We start from the raw sequence: 17523 nt of genomic DNA, 5'->3' as shown, positions 1-17523 counted from the left end.
TTAGACGTCAGCTACCTTGCGGCCCTTGTATTCAAGGAACAGCGCGGTGCCGGCTGAGTCGGTAACGACCTTGGCCTGATGCGGCAGGCTGTAGGTAACGCGGCCGTTTTCAACGGTCTTCACCAGATTGGGGGCGCTGGCCTTCCACTGGGACCGGCGTGCGCGCGTATTAGAGCGGGACATCTTCCGCTTGGGAACAGCCACGGCTAACTCTCTTCTCTCTCGTCTGACTCTGTACTAGGTGCTGCGTCGGCAGCGTTGGACAGCCCGGCAAGGGCTGCCCAGCGAGGATCCAGGACCTCATGGTGGTGACCCGGATCATCCGCGAGGCGGATTCCGCATTCGGAACACAAGCCTTCACAGTCCTCCCGGCACACCGGCTGGAACGGCAGGGAAGTTACCACTGCGTCCCGCAGCACCGGCTCAAGATCGATGGAATCATGCTCGATCCGGTACTGGTCTTCTTCCCCTTCTCCTTCGGCGGCAGCCTCCTCGCGGAAGCGTTCCTCGTAGTAGAAGAGTTCCTGCACGTTGACGTCAAGGTCGTACGCGATAGGATCCAGGCACCGTCCGCACTCGCCGGTTACTTCGACGGCTGCGTTTCCGGAGACCAGGATTCCCTCGTGCACGGCCTCAAACCTCAGGTCCAGATCCATGGTGGATCCTTCCCGGACGCCAATGAGTGCCACACCAAAATCCTTTGGTGCGGGCACATGCTCTTCGATTGTCCGCATGGTTCCCGGGCTCCGCCCGAGGTCCTTGACGTTGAAAGTCAGGGGCGAACTGAGATCGCGATTAATGAGGACTCCTGTAGAACATATGACCGACGTATTATCTTAGCCTGATTCCCGGCAGCTCCCAAACCAGCCGGTACTGCGGCGCGCCGAGGCTTAGTGGGCACTGTCCCTGGCCCGCAGGCGCTTGAGGACACTCTTGGGAACAAAGCCGGAAATGTCTCCACCCAGCGTAGCCACTTCCTTCATCAGCGTCGAGGAAAGGTGGATGTAGTTGCTGTCGGCGGCCAGGAAAACGGTCTCCACTCCCGTCAGGTGCCGGTTCATGGTGGCCATGGGCACTTCGTAGTTGAAGTCCTGGTCGGACCGCAGGCCTTTAATGATGACGCCCGCGCCCCGGCTGCGGCAGAATTCCGCCAGCAGGCCGTCCGCCATGGGCTCCACCGTAATGCCGCGCAGGGCGGAAAGCGTATCGCTCGCCATCCCGATCCGCTCGTCGAGGTCGAACATGTACCTCTTGGCCGGGTTGTTGGAGACCGCCACGATGACTTCTTCGTACAGGCTGGCGGCACGGGCGATGATCTCGACGTGGCCGTTGTGTATGGGGTCAAAGGATCCGGGGCAAACTGCGCGTCGCATAGTACGAATCTACTTCACCGTTCCGTGGCGCTCCATACACAGCGGACCAAGGTGGTAATAGTGGGACTCATGACTACTTCAGTTCGACCCCTGCTGCTCGGCCCGGATCCGGACACCCGCGGCGGCGCCCCCTGGCAGCGTGCGGCGGCGGGTGCGAATCTGCTGGGCGCCGGCGGAGACGTGGCAGTGACAATCTTCGAGGAGATCACCACGCTGGCGGGACAGGTCGGCGCCATCAACCTCGGGCAGGGTTTTCCGGACGAGGACGGCCCGGCCTCGATGCTGGAGGCCGCGCGGTCGGCCATCGCCGGCGGCGCGAACCAGTACGCACCGGGCAAGGGAATACCAGCGCTGCGGGAAGCCATCGCAGCGCACCAGCAGCGCTTCTACGGACTGACTCCTGAGCCGGACTCGGAGGTCATCGTCACCACGGGGGCCACCGAAGCCATTGCCGCCACCCTGCTGGCCCTGACCGGTCCGGGTGATGAGGTGCTCACCTTCGAACCGTTCTACGACTCCTACGGTGCGGTCATCGGCCTGGCCGGAGCGGCGCACACTACCGCCCCCCTGCTGGCACCGGACTTCATGCCGGACATGGAGGCGCTGGAAGCCGCTTTCACGGACCGGACCCGGGTGGTCCTGGTCAACAATCCGCACAATCCCACCGGCGCGGTATTCGGGCGGGACGTCCTCGCCCGGATCGTCGACCTGGCCGCGCGGCACGACGCCGTCATCGTAACCGATGAGGTCTACGAACACCTGACCTTCGGCGCCGCCCACATTCCGGTGGCGACCCTTCCCGGGGCCGCCGAACGCACCATCACGATCTCCTCGGCCGGCAAGACCTTCTCCTTCACCGGTTGGAAGGTCGGCTGGCTCAGCGGGCCTGCGGATCTAGTCGCCGCCATCCGGACGGTCAAGCAGTTCCTCTCCTACAGTTCCGGCACCCCCTTCCAGTCCGCGGTGGCCCAGGGCCTGGGCCTGGACGACGGGTTCTATGCCGGCATCGCCGCCACGCTGGCACACAAGCGGGACCTCCTCAGCGAAGGCCTCAGGGCCGCCGGACTGGAGGTCTTCACCCCGCAGGGAACCTACTTCGTGAATGTGGATACCGCTCCGCTGGGTGTCACGGATGCAACCGCGCTGGCCAGGCGGCTTCCCGCCCTGGTCGGCGTGGCCGCCATACCCGTTCCGGTGTTCTGCCACGCCGAAGGAGCGCAGCGGACCCAGTCCCTGCTCCGGTTCGCCTTCTGCAAGAAAGTGGACGTGCTGGAAGAAGCAGCGCGTCGGATCGCCACGCTCAAAGACAGGCTCTGAGCCGTGGCCAAGGGCGACCCGTCCCGGCTGCTCGGCAGCGGCGTGCACGCCGTGATCGAACCGGATACCCTGGTCCCCGGCTCGTACATCCTCAGCATCGGTGGCGTGGAGCAGTCCCATGTCAATCTGCAGCACCCGGAAGAGATCTTCTACGAGTACCTGCGCCGCATCGGCCACCTGGCCGATCTGGTGGCTCCGCCCGGCGAGCCGATCACTGCGCTCCATCTCGGCGCCGGCGCCCTGACCCTGGCCCGCTACATCGCCGCCACCCGCCCCGGCTCGGTGCAGCACGCCGTCGAACTGGAACGCGAGCTGATGGACTTCGTCCTGCGGCATCTGCCGCTGCCTGCCGGCAGTGACATTGCCGTGCACATCGGCGATGCCCGGGACCAGCTGGCAGCCTTCGCTGCCGGTCCGGCGTTCGACCTGGTCATCCTGGATGTGTTCGCAGGCGCGGACGCACCGGAGCATCTGACCACCGCAGCGTTCTACCGCGAGGCCGCCTCCGCGCTGAAACCGCAGGGGCTGCTGGTGGTCAACGTGGGCGATGATCCCGGACTGGCGTTCGCCAGGGCCCAGGTGCGCGCGCTGCGGGAGGCCGTGGACGACGTCGCCGCCGTGGCCGAGCGGAGCATGTTCAGCGGGCGGTATCCGGGCAACATCGTCCTGGCCGGGTGCCGCGGCCGCTGGCCGGCGGACTGGACCGCGCGGCTGCTGGCCGCCGGCCCGCATCCGGCCGCGGTCCTCACCGGCCCGGATCTTGATTCCTTCGCCGGTGTCTAGGCCCCTGCTATCCAGGCCGCGGGAATCAGGCCTGCGCGGGTTCAGCGAACCAGAGCTGCGTTTCGCCGTACTTCTTCCGCGCAAAACCCTCCAGCCCGTCCGGCCAGCGTGGTTCGGGCGAGCGGGAGGAGCGTTCGACGACGACGACGGCTCCGTCGGCCAGGTGCCCGGCCACTGCGGCCAGGACTCCTTCCAGTGCCGCTTCGTCCAGCGGATACGGCGGATCCAGAAGGACCAGGTCCCACGCCGCCTCCCCGGCCCGGAGCAGGAAGGTTTCGGCCTTGGCCCGGTGCACGCGCACCGCTTCCCGGCCCAGCAGCCCGTTGACCAGGGCCGCGTTCTTCCGGCAGACACCGGCGGCCTTCTCCGATAGTTCCACCAGTTCCACCGCCTCCGCGCCCCGGCTGGCGCATTCGACCCCGAGCGCCCCGGAACCGGCGAACAGGTCGAGCACGCGCGACCCGGAGACGACGTCGTAGGATTCCAGGCGGGAGAAGAGCGCTTCCTTCACCCGGTCCGTCGTCGGGCGCGTGCCGGCGCCGGGAACGCTGGCCAGCGCAAGGCCGCCGGCAGCTCCGGCCACAATGCGGCTCATGCATCCCTCCCGCAGGCCCCCGGCACCAGGTGCAGGTCAGCCGCGCTCAAGGAAGGCTTCCTTTTCGGGATTCAGGTACTGCTGGATCGCATCGTCCAGCGGAGCGTACGTCAGCAGATCCGGATCCTCATCGATGATGGTGCGGGCATCAATGCGGGCTGTTTCGATGATGTGCTCGTCCTTGAGGACCCGCAGCAGCTTCAGGGTGGACCGGCCCCCGGACTGTGAAGCGCCCAGGATGTCGCCCTCCCGGCGCAGTTTGAGGTCTTCCTGGGAGAGCAGGAAGCCATCGGTGGTGCCGGCGACCGCATCGAGGCGCTGCCGGCTGGGATGTCCGGGCTCCAGGGAGGTGACCAGCAGACAGGTTCCGGGCTGGCCGCCGCGGCCCACCCGGCCGCGAAGCTGGTGCAGCTGGGAAATGCCGAACCGGTCCGCATCCAGGATGACCATCAGTGTCGCGTTGGGCACGTCCACACCCACCTCGATGACGGTGGTGGAAATCAGCAGGTCCAGTTCGCCGGCGTTGAAGGCGGCCATCGTCTGTGCCTTCTCGGCCGGATCGAGGCGGCCGTGCAGGACGCCCATCCGGACACCGGACAGGCTCGGGGTCCGGGCCAGCCTCTCGGCCACGGCCGTCACCGACGCGAGTTCGCGCTTGTCCGTGCTGTCCACCGGCTCCACCGAAGGATCGGCCTCGACCCCCGGATCATCGTCATCGCCGATCTTGGGACAGACCACGTAGACCTGGCGTCCGGCCTCGATCTCCTCCCGCGCCCGTTCCCAGATGCGCCCGACCCAGGACGGATTTTCCACCATGCCGACCAGAAAGGTCCGGATCGGGGCACGGCCGGCCGGCAGTTCGGTCAAGGTGGAGGTTTCCAGGTCACCGAAGACGGTCATCGCGACGGTCCGCGGGATCGGGGTCGCGGTCATGACCAGCAGGTGCGGCGGCTTGGCGGCCTTGGTCCGCAGCACATCGCGCTGCTCCACGCCGAACCTGTGCTGCTCATCAACCACCACCAGGCCCAGGTCGAAGAACTGCACATTCTCGGAGAGCAGGGCGTGAGTGCCGATCACAATGCCGGCGTCTCCGCTGGCCGCGTCCAGCAGCGCAGCCTTGCGGGCGGCGGCGGTCATGGACCCGGTCAGCAGCACGACCTTGGTGCCGTTCTCGGCCCCTCCCAGCATTCCGCCTTCCGCCAGCGGACCCAGAGTCCGGGTGATCGACTGGTGGTGCTGCGCTGCCAGCACCTCAGTGGGAGCCAGCAGCGCTGCCTGGCCGCCGCCGTCGATCACCTGCAGCATGGCGCGCAGGGCCACGAGTGTCTTGCCCGACCCCACCTCTCCCTGGAGCAGCCGGTTCATCGGATGTGCGCTTTCCAGTTCCCGGGCCAGGGTTTGTCCGACCTGTTCCTGGCCGGCGGTCAACTGGAATGGCAGCCGTGCATCGAACTGCTCCAGCAGGCCGCCCGGTATGGCCGGCCGGCTCGTCGCTTCCTCCCGCGCCGCTTCGGAACGCCGGCGCGCCAGCGATGTCTGCAGGATCAGGGCTTCCTGGTAGCGGAACCGGTCCTGCGCCTCGCGTGCGGCTTCCATCGTGACCGGCCGGTGGATCTGCTCATAGGCCTGTGCCAGCGGCAGCAGCCGGTGCCGTGCCCGGATGTTCTCCGGGACAGGATCCGGCACGGACGCGAATTCGACGCTGTCCAGCAGGACACCGACGGTGTTGAAGATGCTCCAGCTGCTGAGCTTGGCCGTGGCCGGATAGATGGGGATGGGCTGTTTGGCCAGCTCGACGTCGTCCTGTCCGGCCTCTTCCAGCAGCACGAAGTCCGGATTCGTCAGCGTCAGCTTGCCCTGGTACATGCTCACTTTGCCGGAGAACATGGCACGGCGCCCGGTCAGCAGTTCCTTCTGCGCCCGCCAGCCGTTGAAGAAGGTGAGGTGCATGCCGCCATAGCCGTTGCCGGTGTCATCCGTGATCGTGATGTCCGTGATGGATCCGCGGCGCGCGCGCATCTGGCGCGTGGTGCTCGCCTGCACCCGTGCCAGCAGCGTGACGTCCTCGTCCAGCGGCAGCTCGGAGATAGGTGTCAGCTCTCCCCGCTTCAGGTAGCGTCGCGGGAAGTAGTTGAGGAGCTCACCGACGGTGGTGAGGCCCAGATGCTTTTCGATCGGACCGGCGGACCGCCTTCCGACGCGGCGCTCAAGCGGATAATCGAATTCGCCGGGAACGCTAATGCCCATGGACGTCCTCCGCGGCGGCCGTCAGCTGCGTGACGGTGACGTTCATCGGGTCGCCGACTCCGCTGATGATACCGAGGGCGGCGTCGGCATCCGGAACATGGACATGGACCCTCCAGCGGTACCCTTCCTCGACCTCGGACACGGCGCTCATGATGACCGAATCCCCGAACTCATCCAGCTGCATGCGCAGTGTGGCGGCATCGAGCGGGCTCAGCTCGACGGTGCACATCAGCTCCACACCGGAGGCAGGCGGCATAGCCTCATGGATGTGCGGGTCCTGGACATCGTAACCATGCAACCCGTCCAGCAGCTCGCCCTTGAGCGCTTCGCCCAGCAGCGAAGCGCGCAGCGCATCCATGATCAGCAGGAAGCCGACCCCACCGGCGTCCACGACGTGGGCCTCGGCCAGCGCACCAAGCTGGCTTTCGGTCCGGACCACGGCTTCGAGGGCGGCATCCACGGCGGCCTGCACCGTTGCCGTCAGGGCACTGTTGCTGTCATCGTGCTGGCCTGAACCGGCCTCCGAGGCTGCCCGGGCCGCGGCTTCCAGCACCGACAGCAGTGTTCCCGGTACCGGATCGCTCAGTGCTGACCAGCTGCGGATCTGCCCGCGCTCCAGGGCCGCGGCCAGCAGCGGTCCGGTCAGCCGGGTGACCGACTGCAGCGGCTCTGCCATGGCGGAGAGGAAGACCGAAAACAAGGTTCCGGAGTTGCCGCGGGCCTCTTCCATGGCGGCCCTGCCCGCCACGGCCAGCAGCTCCCCGATGTCCTGGGTCCCGGCGGCCGACGCCGCCGCAGCGGCCGAGCGCACCGTCAGGTACAGATTGGTCCCGGTGTCCCCATCCGCAACCGGAAAAATATTGATGGCATTGAGGCGGTCGCTGTGGTTGCCCAGGACCTCCTCCGCTTTGCACAACCATCGCGTGAGCGCTTGCGCGTTTGCGGCAACCCTAGTTTGCAAAGTGATCCCATCCCACGCTTGCCGGCGGCTCGCCGCCCACTGTCACGCCGGGTGACCCGGCGTTAACCGAGCCTATCGCAACGAATCCTTCCGGCAGCGCCGCCTGGGGAGGAAAAACGCCCAGCAGTCCGTGGTCTTCGCCGCCGCCAAGCACCCACAGGGCCGGGTCCGCGCCGAGCAGTTCCGCCGCCGGCAGCAGCGGCTGTGCCAGGGCACGGACCGCAGCCGGCAGCAGGTCGATGCCCACGCCGCTGGCGCTGGCCATCCGGCCGGCATCGCGCACCAGCCCGTCGGAGACGTCCATCAGGGCATGGGCGCCGGCCGCGGCGGCGCCGGGGCCGGCCGCCAGCGGAGGCCGGGGCCGCAGTTGCCGGCCGACCAGTTCCGCCAGCTCCGGGGCAAGTCCGTCCACCGGATGGGCGCTTTCCAGCAGTGCCAGGCCGGCCGCCGCATAGCCGACCGTACCGGCCAGCGCGAGGACGTCCCCCGGACGCGCACCGCTGCGCAGCACCGGACTCCGGCCCGCCAGCGATCCGGTCACGGCCGCCGTGACGGAGATTTCGCTGCCGCCGCCCAGGTCCCCGCCGGCGACGGAACAGTCGGCGGCGCCGAGCTGGACGATACCGGCCGTGAGACCTTCGGCCAGCTGCTCCACCCAGGAAACGGGGGTGTTTTCCGGAACGGTGAGACTGACCACCATGGCTGTGGCTGCTGCGCCCATGGCATTGATATCCGAAAGATTCTGTGCCGCTGCCTTCCAGCCAACATCGAACCCCGACGTGCGGCAGCCGTTCGGCCAGACCAGCCGGAAGTCCCGGTCCTGCACCTGGGTATCCACCGAAATCACCGTCCGGCCGTCCGGAGCGGCGATGACCGCAGCATCATCCCCGGGGCCAACGAGCACCGAGGAGCTGGTGTGCAGTCGGGGAAAGATCCTGGCCAGCAGCTGGGACTCGTCCAGTTCGCCGACCACCAGCTCGCCGACCACCTGCTCGTTGAGGCTGCCAGCGGGGCCGCTGCCGGCGGGAACGTTGCCGGCGGGTTGGACTTGTGCTTCAGTTTCCACGTTTCCACGTTAGCGCTTCGCACGGACGGTTTAGCTGAAGAACAGGCGATCAGGGCCCTTGCACGGCCATCGGGCTCCCCAGCTGCGCCCGGACTCCCGGGGAGAACAGCACTGATTCCGGGGGATCCTGAACCGGAAAGCCGGCGGCTTCCAGCAGTGAATCCTCACAGTGGACCAGCGCAGCGGGATGCAGCGGCCAGGGCCGGTGCGAGATGGGGAGATAGGCCGTGCGGCCGGCGAACCGGCCATGGAGCCCATACCGCGCCGTAAGCCACCGGGACAGCCCATCGCCGGCCGGCCTGGTCAGGTCCGGGCGCACAGCGAACGATGAAGCACCCTGCCCGCGGAACCGTTCGACGTCGTACCCATAGCCCGGCGCCGTCCCCGGCACCACAGTGGGCCGGCACCGGGACCACACATACGGCATGCCGCCGGCCCGGGCGGCGAGGACGAAGGCGAGTCTGGATGCGTCCATCGACAGGAACACCACCCCGCCCTTTCCGTCCCTGCCGCGCGAGTACAGGCGCACATTGATCTCGGTGAAGGAGCCGGCATATGGAAGCGGCAGGACCGGGCCGAGCCGGGTGCCGGGCACACGGAAACCGATGAGTCCAACCCAGGTCGATCCCTCGAACACGTCCGGTTCGATGCCGGGCGGCATGTACGGCGAGGCGGCGGGGCCGGGGATGCGCCAATGCAGGAAGACCGCGTCGGCCCAGGACTGCTTCAGCAGGACGGGGCCCGCCAGCCCCGGTCCGGTCGTCCGGGAACCGGCGTGGCTGGATTGAGGTAGCTGCATGCCGCAAATCTAGCAGCCGCCGCATCTGGCGGAACCGATAGTCTTGACATCATGCCTGTTTTACCCACCCACACCGCCGGAAGCCGACGGCGGCAGGCCGGCGCCGCCGTCGTGCTTGCCGCAGCTGCCGCCGCGCTGGCCGGATGTTCCCCTGTTGTCGACGTCGAACCTGCCGCGGATGCCGCCAATCCGGACTGCGCCAGGATCATGGTGGTGCTGCCGGACCTGGTGGCCGACAACGAACTGCGGGAGACCAACAGCCAGGCGACCGCCGCCTGGGGGGATCCGTCCAAGGTGGTGCTCCGCTGCGGTGTCCAGGTGCCGGGACCGACGACGGACCAGTGCGTAGGCGTGAACGGCGTCGATTGGGTCATCCAGGAGGGAGACCCTTACTGGACCATGACCACCTACGGCCGCAATCCGGCCACGGAGGTGCTGATCGACCCGAACCAGGTAGCCTCCAGCACGGTGCTGGTGGACCTGTCCGCGGCCGTTGCCGAAGTGCCGCAGACGAATAGGTGCCTGGGCCCTGCCCAGACGCTGCCGGGCTGAGCCCGGCCCTAACGCAGACCCACCTTGCGGTTGAGCGCCAGGTGGATGAGTTCGTCGATCAGCTCGCTGTAGGGCAGTCCGGTCTTTTCCCACATCTGCGGATACATGCTCTTGGGCGTGAAACCGGGCATGGTGTTGATTTCGTTGATGATCAGCCCGCCCGCGGGGGTGTAGAAGAAGTCCACCCGTGAAAGGCCTTCCGCCCCCACGGCATCGAAGGCCGCGGCGGCCTGGGCCCGGACCTGTTCCGTGACGTCTTCCGGCAGGTCTGCCGGGCAGCTTAGCGCTGCGGCATTGTCCTCGACGTATTTAGCGTTGAAGTCGTAGAACTCGTGCGTTCCGTCGTGGGCCACGGCGATCTCACCGGGGAGGCTGGTGCGCGGCGGCTCGCAGTCCCGGCCCTGCAGGACCGCGCATTCGATCTCGCGGCCGGCGATGGCGGCTTCGACGACGACCTTCGGGTCATGCTCCCGGGCGGCCTCGATCGCTTCCCGCAGGCCGCTGCGGGAGGAAACCTTGGAGATGCCCATACTCGAGCCCGCCCGCGCGGGCTTGACGAAGACCGGGAAGCCAAGTGCGGCCACGCTGTCCATCGCCGCCGCCTCGTCCCTGAGCCACTGCCGGTCGGTGATGACGCGGTAGGGGCCGACGGCCAGGCCGGCGGATTCGAAAACCACCTTCATGTAGTGCTTGTCCATGCTGACCGCCGAGGCCAGGACGCCGGCGCCGACGTAGCGGACGTCGGCGAGCTCCAACATTCCCTGCAGGGTACCGTCCTCGCCGAACGGGCCGTGCAGCAACGGCAGCACCACATCCACCACGCCCAGGCTGCGCAGCAACTGGTTCGGGGCCGCCGCAACCAGCGCGGTGCCTTCAGGATCCTGGTCCAGCAGTACGCGCTCACCGGCAGCGGTGACCTCGGGAAGGGTCGCCGAGGCCAGGGACCACTGCTCCGGGTCATCGGACACCTGCACCCACTGGCCCTGCCTGGTGATGCCGATCGGAACCACGTCGTACTTGCAGCGGTCGATGGCGTGCAGCACGCCGGCGGCGGTCACGCAGCTGACGGCGTGCTCGCTGGAGCGGCCGCCGAACAGTACGGCGACGCGCGGCCTGCGTGTACTGCCGGCAGGGGTATCCGTCCCCGGCACTGCGCGGGCTGACATCTGATCGGTCACTTTTCGCCTTCGGATTTCAATTCCCGGGACAGCAGTCGCGGCCCCAGGTCGTCTACGGACAATTCGCCATGCAGCACGGCGACAACGCTTTCGGTAATGGGCATCTCAACGTCGAGTTTATTGGCCAGGTCCAGCACGGCCTGGCCGGACTTGATCCCTTCGGCGGTCTGGGTCATCCGCTCGGTGACTTCGCTGAGGGTCAGGCCCTCGCCCAGCAGCCGGCCGGCGGTGTGGTTGCGGGACAGGGGCGAGGAGCAGGTGGCCACCAGGTCCCCCAGGCCTGCGAGCCCGGCCATCGTCTCGATCTCGCCGCCCAGCGCCAGCGCCAGCCGGGTCGTTTCGGCCAGGCCGCGCGTAATGACGGATGCCTTGGTGTTGTCGCCGAACTGCCTGCCTTCGCAGATGCCGACGGCCAGGGCGATCACATTCTTGACGATCCCGCCGATTTCCACCCCCACCACATCGGTGTTGGTGTAGGGACGGAAATAGGCCGCGGTGCAGGCGGACGCGATCCAGGCCGCCGTGGCGCGGTCGGTGCACGCGACCACCGACGCCGTGGGTTCCTGCCGGGCGATCTCCATCGCCAGATTGGGTCCGGAAATCACCGCGACGCGCTCCGGGGGCAGTCCCAGCTCCTCCTGGATGACCTGGCTCATGCGCGCATCGGTCCCGATCTCCAGGCCCTTCATCAGCGAGACAACGACGGCATCCGGCTCGATCAGCGGCTTCCAGGCTCCCAGCTGGGCGCGCAGGGACTGCGCCGGGACGGCCAGCACCACCAGTTCGGCTTCCCGGAGCACCTCGGCGACATTCGTGGACGCCGTGATATTGGCCGGCAGCTCGGTGTCCTTCAGATACTGGACATTGCGGTGGGTGGAGTTGATCTGTTCGGCGACTTCCGCCCGGCGGGCCCACAGCCGGACCTGCCGCCGGTCCGGGTCTCCCCCCGCCGCGTCTGCCACGATCTTCGCGAACGTGGTGCCCCAGCTTCCGGCGCCGAGCACCGCAATGACGGAGGGCGGTTCAGTGGACGCACCGCCGTGCTGATCATCCGGGCCCGCGGACCGGGCGGACGCTCTCACGCCTTGCCCTCGTCAGCGCCGTTGCCGTTGTCCGCGCCCAGCGCAGGCGGGTTCTTTTCCATCATCCGGCCCAGCGTCGTCTGGTTATGGGCCACCGGGTCCCAGCGCTCGGCCGGCGGTTCCTCGCCGCGCAGTTCGGCCAGCAGCGCGGTCACGGCATCGAGAATGCGGTCTGTTGCCGCCGTCAGCGTCGCCTTGTCCAGCGGCCGTCCGGCAAATTCGGAGAGGTCCACCGGTTCGCCGGCCAGTACCCTGACGGTCCGGCGCGGGAAAATGCGCAGGCGCTTGGCGTACCGCGGCAGGACCTCCTGGGCGCCCCACTGAGCGACCGGGATGACCGGCGCCCCGGTCTGCAGCGCAAGACGCGCAGCCCCGGTCCGGCCCTTCATCGGCCAGAGCCCGGGATCCCGGGTCAGGGTGCCTTCCGGATAAATGATGATGCCGCCGCCCTGCCCGAGGATCTCGCGTGCCGTCTCCAGGGACCGGTTGGCACCGGCAGTGCTGCGTTCGACCGGAATCTGCTGCAGGCCGTGCAGTACCTGACCCAGCACAGGAACCCGGAACAGGGATGCCTTAGCCAGGAAGTGCGGCAGGACCTTGTTGCTGTACAGGAAGTGCCCCACGACGACCGGATCAATCTCCGTGACGTGATTGGGACAGACGATGAACCCCCGGTCCTTGGGCAGATTGCCGGTGCCGAACCATTTGCGGCCCATCAGCCCGTTCATGATGGGCCGGACAATGGCGGCGAGCACGGCAAAAGTTGCGCGCGGCGGACGGCTTTGGCTCATCGGTCCCCTCAGGCTGCCGCAGAGGCTGCGATATCGAAGTCCGCCCCCAGGCCTGCCAGCTTGTCCTGGAACCTCTCGTAGCCCCGGTTGATGAGTTCGATGCCGGTGACCCGGGACGTGCCCGTGGCAGCCAGGGCGGCGATCAGATGGCTGAATCCCCCGCGCAGGTCCGGCACGTCGATATCGACGCCCTTGAGCTGGACCGGCCCCGAAATGACGGCCGAATGCAGGAAGTTACGCTGGCCGAAGCGGCACGGCACGCTGCCGAGGCATTCACGGTGGACCTGGATATTGGCCCCCATGCGGATCAGCGCCTGGGTGAAGCCGAAGCGGTTCTCATAGACCGTCTCATGCACGATCGAGACACCGTCGGCCTGGGTCAGCGCGACCACCAGCGGCTGCTGCCAGTCCGTCATGAACCCCGGATGGACGTCGGTTTCGAGGACCAGCGGGGACAGCTTGCCGCCGGGGTGGTAGAAGCGGATGCCTTCGTCGGTGATGTCAAAGGCACCGCCGATCTTCCGGTAGGTGTTCAGGAAGGTCATCATGTCCTGCTGGTTGGCACCCTCGACGAAGATGTCACCCCGCGTCACCAGCGCCGCCGAAGCCCACGAGGCCGCCTCGATCCGGTCGGAGAGCGCCTTGTGGTTGTAGCCGTGCAGTTCGCTGACGCCTTCGATGCGGATGACACGGTCCGTCTGCACACTGATGATGGCGCCCATCTTCTGCAGCACCGCGATCAGGTCCATGATTTCGGGTTCGATCGCCGCGCCGCGCAGTTCCGTAATGCCCTCGGCGCGGGTTGCCGCCAGCAGGACCTGTTCGGTTGCTCCCACGCTGGGGTAAGGCAGCTCCAGTTTGGCGCCCTTGAGGCCCTTCGGCGCGGAGATAGCGATGCCGCCGGGGCGCTTTTCGACGACGGCTCCGAAGTTGCGCAGGACCGTCAGGTGGAAATCGATCGGGCGGTCGCCGATCTTGCAGCCGCCCAGGTCCGGAATGAACGCTTCGCCGATCGAGTGGATCAGCGGACCGCACAGGAGGATGGGAATGCGCGAATCGCCGGCGTGGGCGTCGATTTCCTTCGACGGGGCAACGGTGGCGTTCTTCGGGTCCAGGCTGAGGTCGCCCGTTACCGGGTCCTTGGTCACGTCGACTCCGTGGAGGCGAAGCAGGTTCGTGACGACCTCGACGTCCTTGATCTCCGGGACGTTGCGCAGCAGCGAAGGTTCGCTTCCCAGCAGCGCGGCAACCATCGCCTTGGGGACCAGATTCTTGGCTCCCCGAACCGCTACTTTGCCCGTCAGGGGAACGCCCCCGCGGATTGTCATAACGCTACCCATGAACACCTGTTTCCTAGTACTTTTCGGGCCTCTGCAACTGAGCGAGGCTCCAGCTAAGTGTAGAAGCTCCCGTAATGAGACTGAAACCAAACGGAGGGGTGTCGCGCGATTCACCGCCGCCAGTGGCGCACGACAATACCGCGCGGCCGGACACGTCAGCGTCCGGCGCCGTGCTCCTTGGCGCGCTGCGCCTCGGCACGGACCTCGGCCTGGGTGGCACGCTCGGCGACCAGCCACTGGGGCGGATTTGCCAGCAGCTCCGATATCTGCGCGGTGGTCAACGCCTCCGTCACGCCGCCGCGGGCCAGGCCGGAAATGGAGACGTTCAGTTTCCGTGCCACGACCGGCCGGGGGTGGGGCCCGTTCCTTCGCAGCTCCACCAGCCAGGCCGGCGGGTTTTCCTGCAGCTCGTTGAAGGCGGTGCGGGTGATCGGGTTCTCCTGGAATTCCCGGGGCGTGGCGGGCAGGTAGACGCCCAGCTTCTTGGCCGCCGTCGCCGGCTTCATAGTTTGCGGTGTTTTCTCCGAACTCATGCCTCCAGCGTATCCGCCGCCGGCGGCGCAGGGTGCGCTAGGGTGATTTCTACCCGCGCAGAGGGAAAGGACACCCATGGAACCCGCCGAGGGCGCGCATGCGAGCCTCACCATCGGATTCGTCCCCGGCGTAGCCCCGGGAAAATGGTTCGGCCGGTGGCGGGAACGCCAGCCGGACATCCCGCTGGACTCCTTCCAGACCGAGGTCCAGGACCAGGTCCGCATCCTGCGGGACGGGCGGGCCGACATGAGCTTCGTCCGCCTCCCCATCGACCGCGAAGGCCTCAGCGTGATTCCGCTGTACCGCGAGCGTCCCGTGGTCGTTGCCCCCAAGGACCATGAAATCGCCCTGTTCGAGGAGGTCGACGCCGCCGAACTGGACGGCGAGAATATCCTCGATCCCGCCGGGATGGGCGGTGCCGCAACGGGCATCGAGGTGGTGGCCTCCGGAGCCGGACTCATGATCCTGCCGATGTCGGTGGCACGGCTCTACAGCCGCAGGGACGTGGTGTACCGCCCGGTGAGGGGACTTGAGGAGACGCAGATCGCCCTGGCCTGGCCGGAAGGGAAGACGACCGAGGTCATCGAAGAGTTCATCGGCATTGTCCGCGGACGCACGGAACGAAGTTCCAGGCAGCCCAGCTCCCGCCAGCCCTCCGCGCAGCAGGCGGAAGGCTCCCGGCAGCAGGGAGACAGCTCGCAGAAGCAGGCGGCAGGGCGGAAACGGACCGGAGGGGCGGCACAGTCCGGCGGCCGCGCCCGGAACACCCGGAGCGGCGGCCGCTCCGGACGGCGCGGCCGCCGCTGACGCCTCACAGGCTCGGCGCGGGCCCTCAGCTCTTGGCTGGGAGAGTCTTCGGCTTCCAGCTGGGCCGGGTGGCCTCGTAGGCGGTGATGTCCGCTTCGTGGCGCAGGGTCAGCCCGATGTCGTCGAGTCCCTCCAGCAGGCGCCAGCGGGTGTAGTCGTCGATCTCGAACGGCGCCACCAGCGAGCCGCAGGTGACAGTCTTCGATTCCAGATCGACCGTCACCTCGGTGCCCGGATGGCTTTCCAGCTCTTTCCAGATCAGCTCGATGTCGTTCTGCGCAACCTGGGCGGCCACCAGGCCCTGCTTGCCGGAATTGCCGCGGAAAATGTCCGCGAAACGGGAGGACAGGACGGCCTTGAAGCCGTAGTCCTTCAGCGCCCACACAGCGTGCTCGCGGGAGGATCCGGTGCCGAAATCCGGTCCGGCGACCAGCACCGAGCCGCTCTTGAACGGCTCCTGGTTCAGGATGAAATCGTCATTCTTGCGCCAGGCGGCAAACAGTGCGTCCTCGAAGCCGGTGCGCGTGATCCGCTTCAGGTACACGGCCGGGATGATCTGGTCCGTGTCCACATTGCTCTGGCGCAGCGGAACACCGATGCCGGTATGGGTGATGTACTTTTCCATCGAAGTCCTCCTAGGCAGCCTGGCCGGCGGATGCGGCGTCGTCGTGTACGGGGTCCAGGTCCGACGGCGCGCTGAGCGTGCCGCGGATCGCGGTTGCGGCCGCCACCACCGGCGAGACCAGGTGGGTGCGTCCGCCCTTGCCCTGGCGGCCTTCGAAATTGCGGTTCGACGTCGATGCGCAGCGCTCCCCCGGTGCCAGCTGGTCCGGGTTCATGCCCAGGCACATGGAGCAGCCGGCAAAGCGCCACTCGGCGCCGAAGTCCCTGAAGACCCGGTCCAGGCCCTCGGCCTCGGCCTCCAGCCGCACCCGGGCCGAGCCGGGAACCACCAGCATGCGGACATTCGGGTCCTTCCGCCGGCCGCGGATGATGTCCGCGGCCGCACGCAGGTCCTCAATGCGGCTGTTGGTGCAGGAGCCCAGGAAGACCGTGTCGACGCGGATGTCCTTCATCGGCGTACCCGCTTCCAGGCCCATGTACGTCAGGGCCCGGGAGGCGGCGGCCTTCAGGTTCTCATCCGCGAAGTCCTCCGGAGCCGGCACGGATCCGGACAGGGAAACGCCCTGCCCCGGGTTGGTGCCCCAGGTGACGAACGGTTCCAGTGTGTCGGCATCGAGGAAGACCTCGGCGTCGAAGACGGCATCGTCATCGGTCCGCAGGCTCTTCCAGTATTCGACGGCGGCATCCCAGTCCGCGCCTTCGGGCGCGTGCGGGCGGCCCTTCATGTAGTCGAAGGTGGTGTCGTCCGGTGCCACCATGCCCGCCCGGGCGCCGGCTTCGATGGACATGTTGCAGATGGTCATCCGCGCTTCCATGGACAGCTGGCGGATGGCCGAGCCGCGGTACTCCAGCACATAGCCCTGGCCGCCGCCGGTGCCGATCTTGGCGATGACGGCCAGGATAATGTCCTTGGAGGTCACCCCCGGCTGCAGCGTTCCCTCGACGTTGATGGCCATGGTCTTGAACGGCTTCAGCGACAGCGTCTGGGTGGCCATGACGTGCTCCACCTCGGAGGTGCCGATGCCCATGGCCAGCGCGCCGAAGGCGCCGTGCGTGGAGGTGTGCGAATCACCGCAGACCACGGTCATGCCGGGCTGGGTCAGGCCCAGCTGCGGACCTACCACATGCACGATGCCCTGCTCAGCATCGCCGAGCGGGTGCAGGCGGACGCCGAATTCCTTGCAGTTGGCCCGCAGGGTGTCGATCTGCGTCCGGCTGGTCAGGTCCGCGATGGGCTTGTCGATATCCAGCGTCGGCGTGTTGTGGTCCTCGGTGGCGATGGTCAGGTCGGGACGCCGCAGCTTCCGGCCGGCCAGGCGCAGCCCCTCGAACGCCTGCGGGGAGGTTACCTCATGGACCAGGTGCAGGTCGATGTAGAGGAGGTCGGGCTGCCCATCCTCGCCCTTGCGCACCACATGCGCATCCCAGACTTTCTCGGCAAGTGTCCTGCCTGCGGATTGCTCGCCCATCGCCA

The 17523-nt window shown here is 67.4% G+C and carries 19 protein-coding genes; 4 read left to right on the top strand and 15 right to left on the bottom strand.

Translation table 11 applies throughout. The annotated features are described in order from the left end of the window. The 3 genes from rpmF to coaD all read right to left on the bottom strand — a co-directional run bounded on the left by rpmF (nucleotide 1) and on the right by coaD (nucleotide 1373). The gene (gene rpmF, locus AC5RWU_RS08880; RefSeq protein WP_005268294.1) at nucleotides 1-204 is read right to left on the bottom strand and encodes a 50S ribosomal protein L32; all 204 of its coding nucleotides are present in this window, start codon (nucleotides 202-204) and stop codon (nucleotides 1-3) included. A 2-nt stretch (nucleotides 205-206) separates the two neighbouring features. Next, complete coding sequence (locus AC5RWU_RS08875) at nucleotides 207-776, bottom strand: YceD family protein (RefSeq protein WP_494030618.1); 570 nt, start codon at nucleotides 774-776, stop codon at nucleotides 207-209. Between the two features lie 114 nt (nucleotides 777-890). Continuing rightward, on the bottom strand, nucleotides 891-1373 hold the full coding sequence (gene coaD, locus AC5RWU_RS08870) for a pantetheine-phosphate adenylyltransferase (protein ID WP_494030585.1): 483 nt from the start codon (nucleotides 1371-1373) through the stop codon (nucleotides 891-893). A gap of 69 nt (nucleotides 1374-1442) precedes the next feature. On the opposite strand from coaD, the gene AC5RWU_RS08865 reads away from it, so the two are divergent. Both AC5RWU_RS08865 and AC5RWU_RS08860 read left to right on the top strand, forming a co-directional pair. Beyond that, nucleotides 1443-2690, top strand: a complete 1248-nt coding sequence (locus AC5RWU_RS08865) for an aminotransferase class I/II-fold pyridoxal phosphate-dependent enzyme (RefSeq protein WP_494030584.1) — start codon at nucleotides 1443-1445, stop codon at nucleotides 2688-2690. A 3-nt stretch (nucleotides 2691-2693) separates the two neighbouring features. After that, the gene (locus tag AC5RWU_RS08860; protein WP_494030583.1) at nucleotides 2694-3473 is read left to right on the top strand and encodes a spermidine synthase; all 780 of its coding nucleotides are present in this window, start codon (nucleotides 2694-2696) and stop codon (nucleotides 3471-3473) included. 25 nt (nucleotides 3474-3498) lie between these two features. Here the strand turns inward: AC5RWU_RS08860 and rsmD are convergent, their stop codons facing one another. The 5 genes from rsmD to AC5RWU_RS08835 form a co-directional block, all read right to left on the bottom strand. Beyond that, nucleotides 3499-4068 carry a 16S rRNA (guanine(966)-N(2))-methyltransferase RsmD gene (gene rsmD / locus AC5RWU_RS08855; protein ID WP_494030582.1) on the bottom strand — a complete coding sequence of 190 codons (570 nt, stop codon included), beginning with the start codon at nucleotides 4066-4068 and terminating at the stop codon, nucleotides 3499-3501. A gap of 36 nt (nucleotides 4069-4104) precedes the next feature. Beyond that, entirely contained in the window at nucleotides 4105-6315 is a 2211-nt protein-coding gene (locus AC5RWU_RS08850; protein WP_494030581.1) for an ATP-dependent DNA helicase RecG, read from the bottom strand. Then, a complete protein-coding gene (locus AC5RWU_RS08845) occupies nucleotides 6305-7231 on the bottom strand; it encodes a DAK2 domain-containing protein (protein ID WP_494030580.1) in 927 nt (308 codons plus the stop codon). Before AC5RWU_RS08845 ends, AC5RWU_RS08850 begins: the two co-directional genes overlap by 11 nt. Before the next feature lie 34 nt (nucleotides 7232-7265). Beyond that, nucleotides 7266-8252 (bottom strand): thiamine-phosphate kinase, encoded by a 987-nt coding sequence (locus AC5RWU_RS08840; protein WP_494030617.1) that lies wholly within the window; start codon nucleotides 8250-8252, stop codon nucleotides 7266-7268. Between the two features lie 139 nt (nucleotides 8253-8391). Further along, nucleotides 8392-9141, bottom strand: coding sequence for a YqjF family protein (locus AC5RWU_RS08835; RefSeq protein ID WP_494030579.1), 750 nt, complete (start codon nucleotides 9139-9141; stop codon nucleotides 8392-8394). A 51-nt stretch (nucleotides 9142-9192) separates the two neighbouring features. Between AC5RWU_RS08835 and AC5RWU_RS08830 the strand changes: the two genes are divergently transcribed. Next, complete coding sequence (locus tag AC5RWU_RS08830) at nucleotides 9193-9693, top strand: DUF3515 domain-containing protein (RefSeq protein WP_494030578.1); 501 nt, start codon at nucleotides 9193-9195, stop codon at nucleotides 9691-9693. A gap of 8 nt (nucleotides 9694-9701) precedes the next feature. On the opposite strand, the gene AC5RWU_RS08825 is transcribed toward AC5RWU_RS08830, so the two are convergent. The 5 genes from AC5RWU_RS08825 to AC5RWU_RS08805 form a co-directional block, all read right to left on the bottom strand. Beyond that, entirely contained in the window at nucleotides 9702-10859 is a 1158-nt protein-coding gene (locus tag AC5RWU_RS08825; protein WP_494030616.1) for a D-alanine--D-alanine ligase family protein, read from the bottom strand. 8 nt (nucleotides 10860-10867) lie between these two features. Next, on the bottom strand, nucleotides 10868-11881 hold the full coding sequence (locus AC5RWU_RS08820; RefSeq protein ID WP_494030615.1) for an NAD(P)H-dependent glycerol-3-phosphate dehydrogenase: 1014 nt from the start codon (nucleotides 11879-11881) through the stop codon (nucleotides 10868-10870). Between the two features lie 68 nt (nucleotides 11882-11949). After that, on the bottom strand, nucleotides 11950-12744 hold the full coding sequence (locus AC5RWU_RS08815) for a lysophospholipid acyltransferase family protein (RefSeq protein WP_494030577.1): 795 nt from the start codon (nucleotides 12742-12744) through the stop codon (nucleotides 11950-11952). Between the two features lie 8 nt (nucleotides 12745-12752). Further along, nucleotides 12753-14084 carry a UDP-N-acetylglucosamine 1-carboxyvinyltransferase gene (gene murA, locus AC5RWU_RS08810; protein WP_494030576.1) on the bottom strand — a complete coding sequence of 444 codons (1332 nt, stop codon included), beginning with the start codon at nucleotides 14082-14084 and terminating at the stop codon, nucleotides 12753-12755. Nucleotides 14085-14239: 155 nt separating this feature from the next. After that, nucleotides 14240-14590 carry a DUF5997 family protein gene (locus tag AC5RWU_RS08805; protein ID WP_494030614.1) on the bottom strand — a complete coding sequence of 117 codons (351 nt, stop codon included), beginning with the start codon at nucleotides 14588-14590 and terminating at the stop codon, nucleotides 14240-14242. A 103-nt stretch (nucleotides 14591-14693) separates the two neighbouring features. Here AC5RWU_RS08805 and AC5RWU_RS08800 point away from each other — a divergent pair, with 103 nt between their 5' ends. Next, nucleotides 14694-15425 carry a LysR family substrate-binding domain-containing protein gene (locus tag AC5RWU_RS08800; protein ID WP_494030575.1) on the top strand — a complete coding sequence of 244 codons (732 nt, stop codon included), beginning with the start codon at nucleotides 14694-14696 and terminating at the stop codon, nucleotides 15423-15425. A 25-nt stretch (nucleotides 15426-15450) separates the two neighbouring features. Here AC5RWU_RS08800 and leuD read toward each other — a convergent pair whose 3' ends face one another. Both leuD and leuC read right to left on the bottom strand, forming a co-directional pair. Further along, on the bottom strand, nucleotides 15451-16050 hold the full coding sequence (gene leuD / locus AC5RWU_RS08795; protein ID WP_494030574.1) for a 3-isopropylmalate dehydratase small subunit: 600 nt from the start codon (nucleotides 16048-16050) through the stop codon (nucleotides 15451-15453). A gap of 10 nt (nucleotides 16051-16060) precedes the next feature. After that, entirely contained in the window at nucleotides 16061-17518 is a 1458-nt protein-coding gene (gene leuC / locus AC5RWU_RS08790; RefSeq protein ID WP_494030573.1) for a 3-isopropylmalate dehydratase large subunit, read from the bottom strand. Between the last annotated feature and the right edge of the window lie 5 nt (nucleotides 17519-17523).

Source organism: Arthrobacter sp. B0427-1-12 (genome assembly GCF_059092905.1).
This window is presented reverse-complemented; position numbering and strand designations above follow the sequence as displayed.

What these genes read in the sequence shown, in the direction of transcription:
- coaD (WP_494030585.1), bottom strand. Translation starts at nt 1,373, where the DNA reads ATGCGACGCGCAGTTTGCCCCGGATCCTTTGACCCCATACACAACGGC.
- AC5RWU_RS08865 (WP_494030584.1), top strand. Translation starts at nt 1,443, where the DNA reads ATGACTACTTCAGTTCGACCCCTGCTGCTCGGCCCGGATCCGGACACC.
- rsmD (WP_494030582.1), bottom strand. Translation starts at nt 4,068, where the DNA reads ATGAGCCGCATTGTGGCCGGAGCTGCCGGCGGCCTTGCGCTGGCCAGC.
- AC5RWU_RS08850 (WP_494030581.1), bottom strand. Translation starts at nt 6,315, where the DNA reads ATGGGCATTAGCGTTCCCGGCGAATTCGATTATCCGCTTGAGCGCCGC.
- AC5RWU_RS08835 (WP_494030579.1), bottom strand. Translation starts at nt 9,141, where the DNA reads ATGCAGCTACCTCAATCCAGCCACGCCGGTTCCCGGACGACCGGACCG.
- AC5RWU_RS08830 (WP_494030578.1), top strand. Translation starts at nt 9,193, where the DNA reads ATGCCTGTTTTACCCACCCACACCGCCGGAAGCCGACGGCGGCAGGCC.
- AC5RWU_RS08825 (WP_494030616.1), bottom strand. Translation starts at nt 10,859, where the DNA reads ATGTCAGCCCGCGCAGTGCCGGGGACGGATACCCCTGCCGGCAGTACA.
- AC5RWU_RS08815 (WP_494030577.1), bottom strand. Translation starts at nt 12,744, where the DNA reads ATGAGCCAAAGCCGTCCGCCGCGCGCAACTTTTGCCGTGCTCGCCGCC.
- murA (WP_494030576.1), bottom strand. Translation starts at nt 14,084, where the DNA reads ATGGGTAGCGTTATGACAATCCGCGGGGGCGTTCCCCTGACGGGCAAA.
- AC5RWU_RS08805 (WP_494030614.1), bottom strand. Translation starts at nt 14,590, where the DNA reads ATGAAGCCGGCGACGGCGGCCAAGAAGCTGGGCGTCTACCTGCCCGCC.
- AC5RWU_RS08800 (WP_494030575.1), top strand. Translation starts at nt 14,694, where the DNA reads ATGGAACCCGCCGAGGGCGCGCATGCGAGCCTCACCATCGGATTCGTC.
- leuD (WP_494030574.1), bottom strand. Translation starts at nt 16,050, where the DNA reads ATGGAAAAGTACATCACCCATACCGGCATCGGTGTTCCGCTGCGCCAG.
- leuC (WP_494030573.1), bottom strand. Translation starts at nt 17,518, where the DNA reads ATGGGCGAGCAATCCGCAGGCAGGACACTTGCCGAGAAAGTCTGGGAT.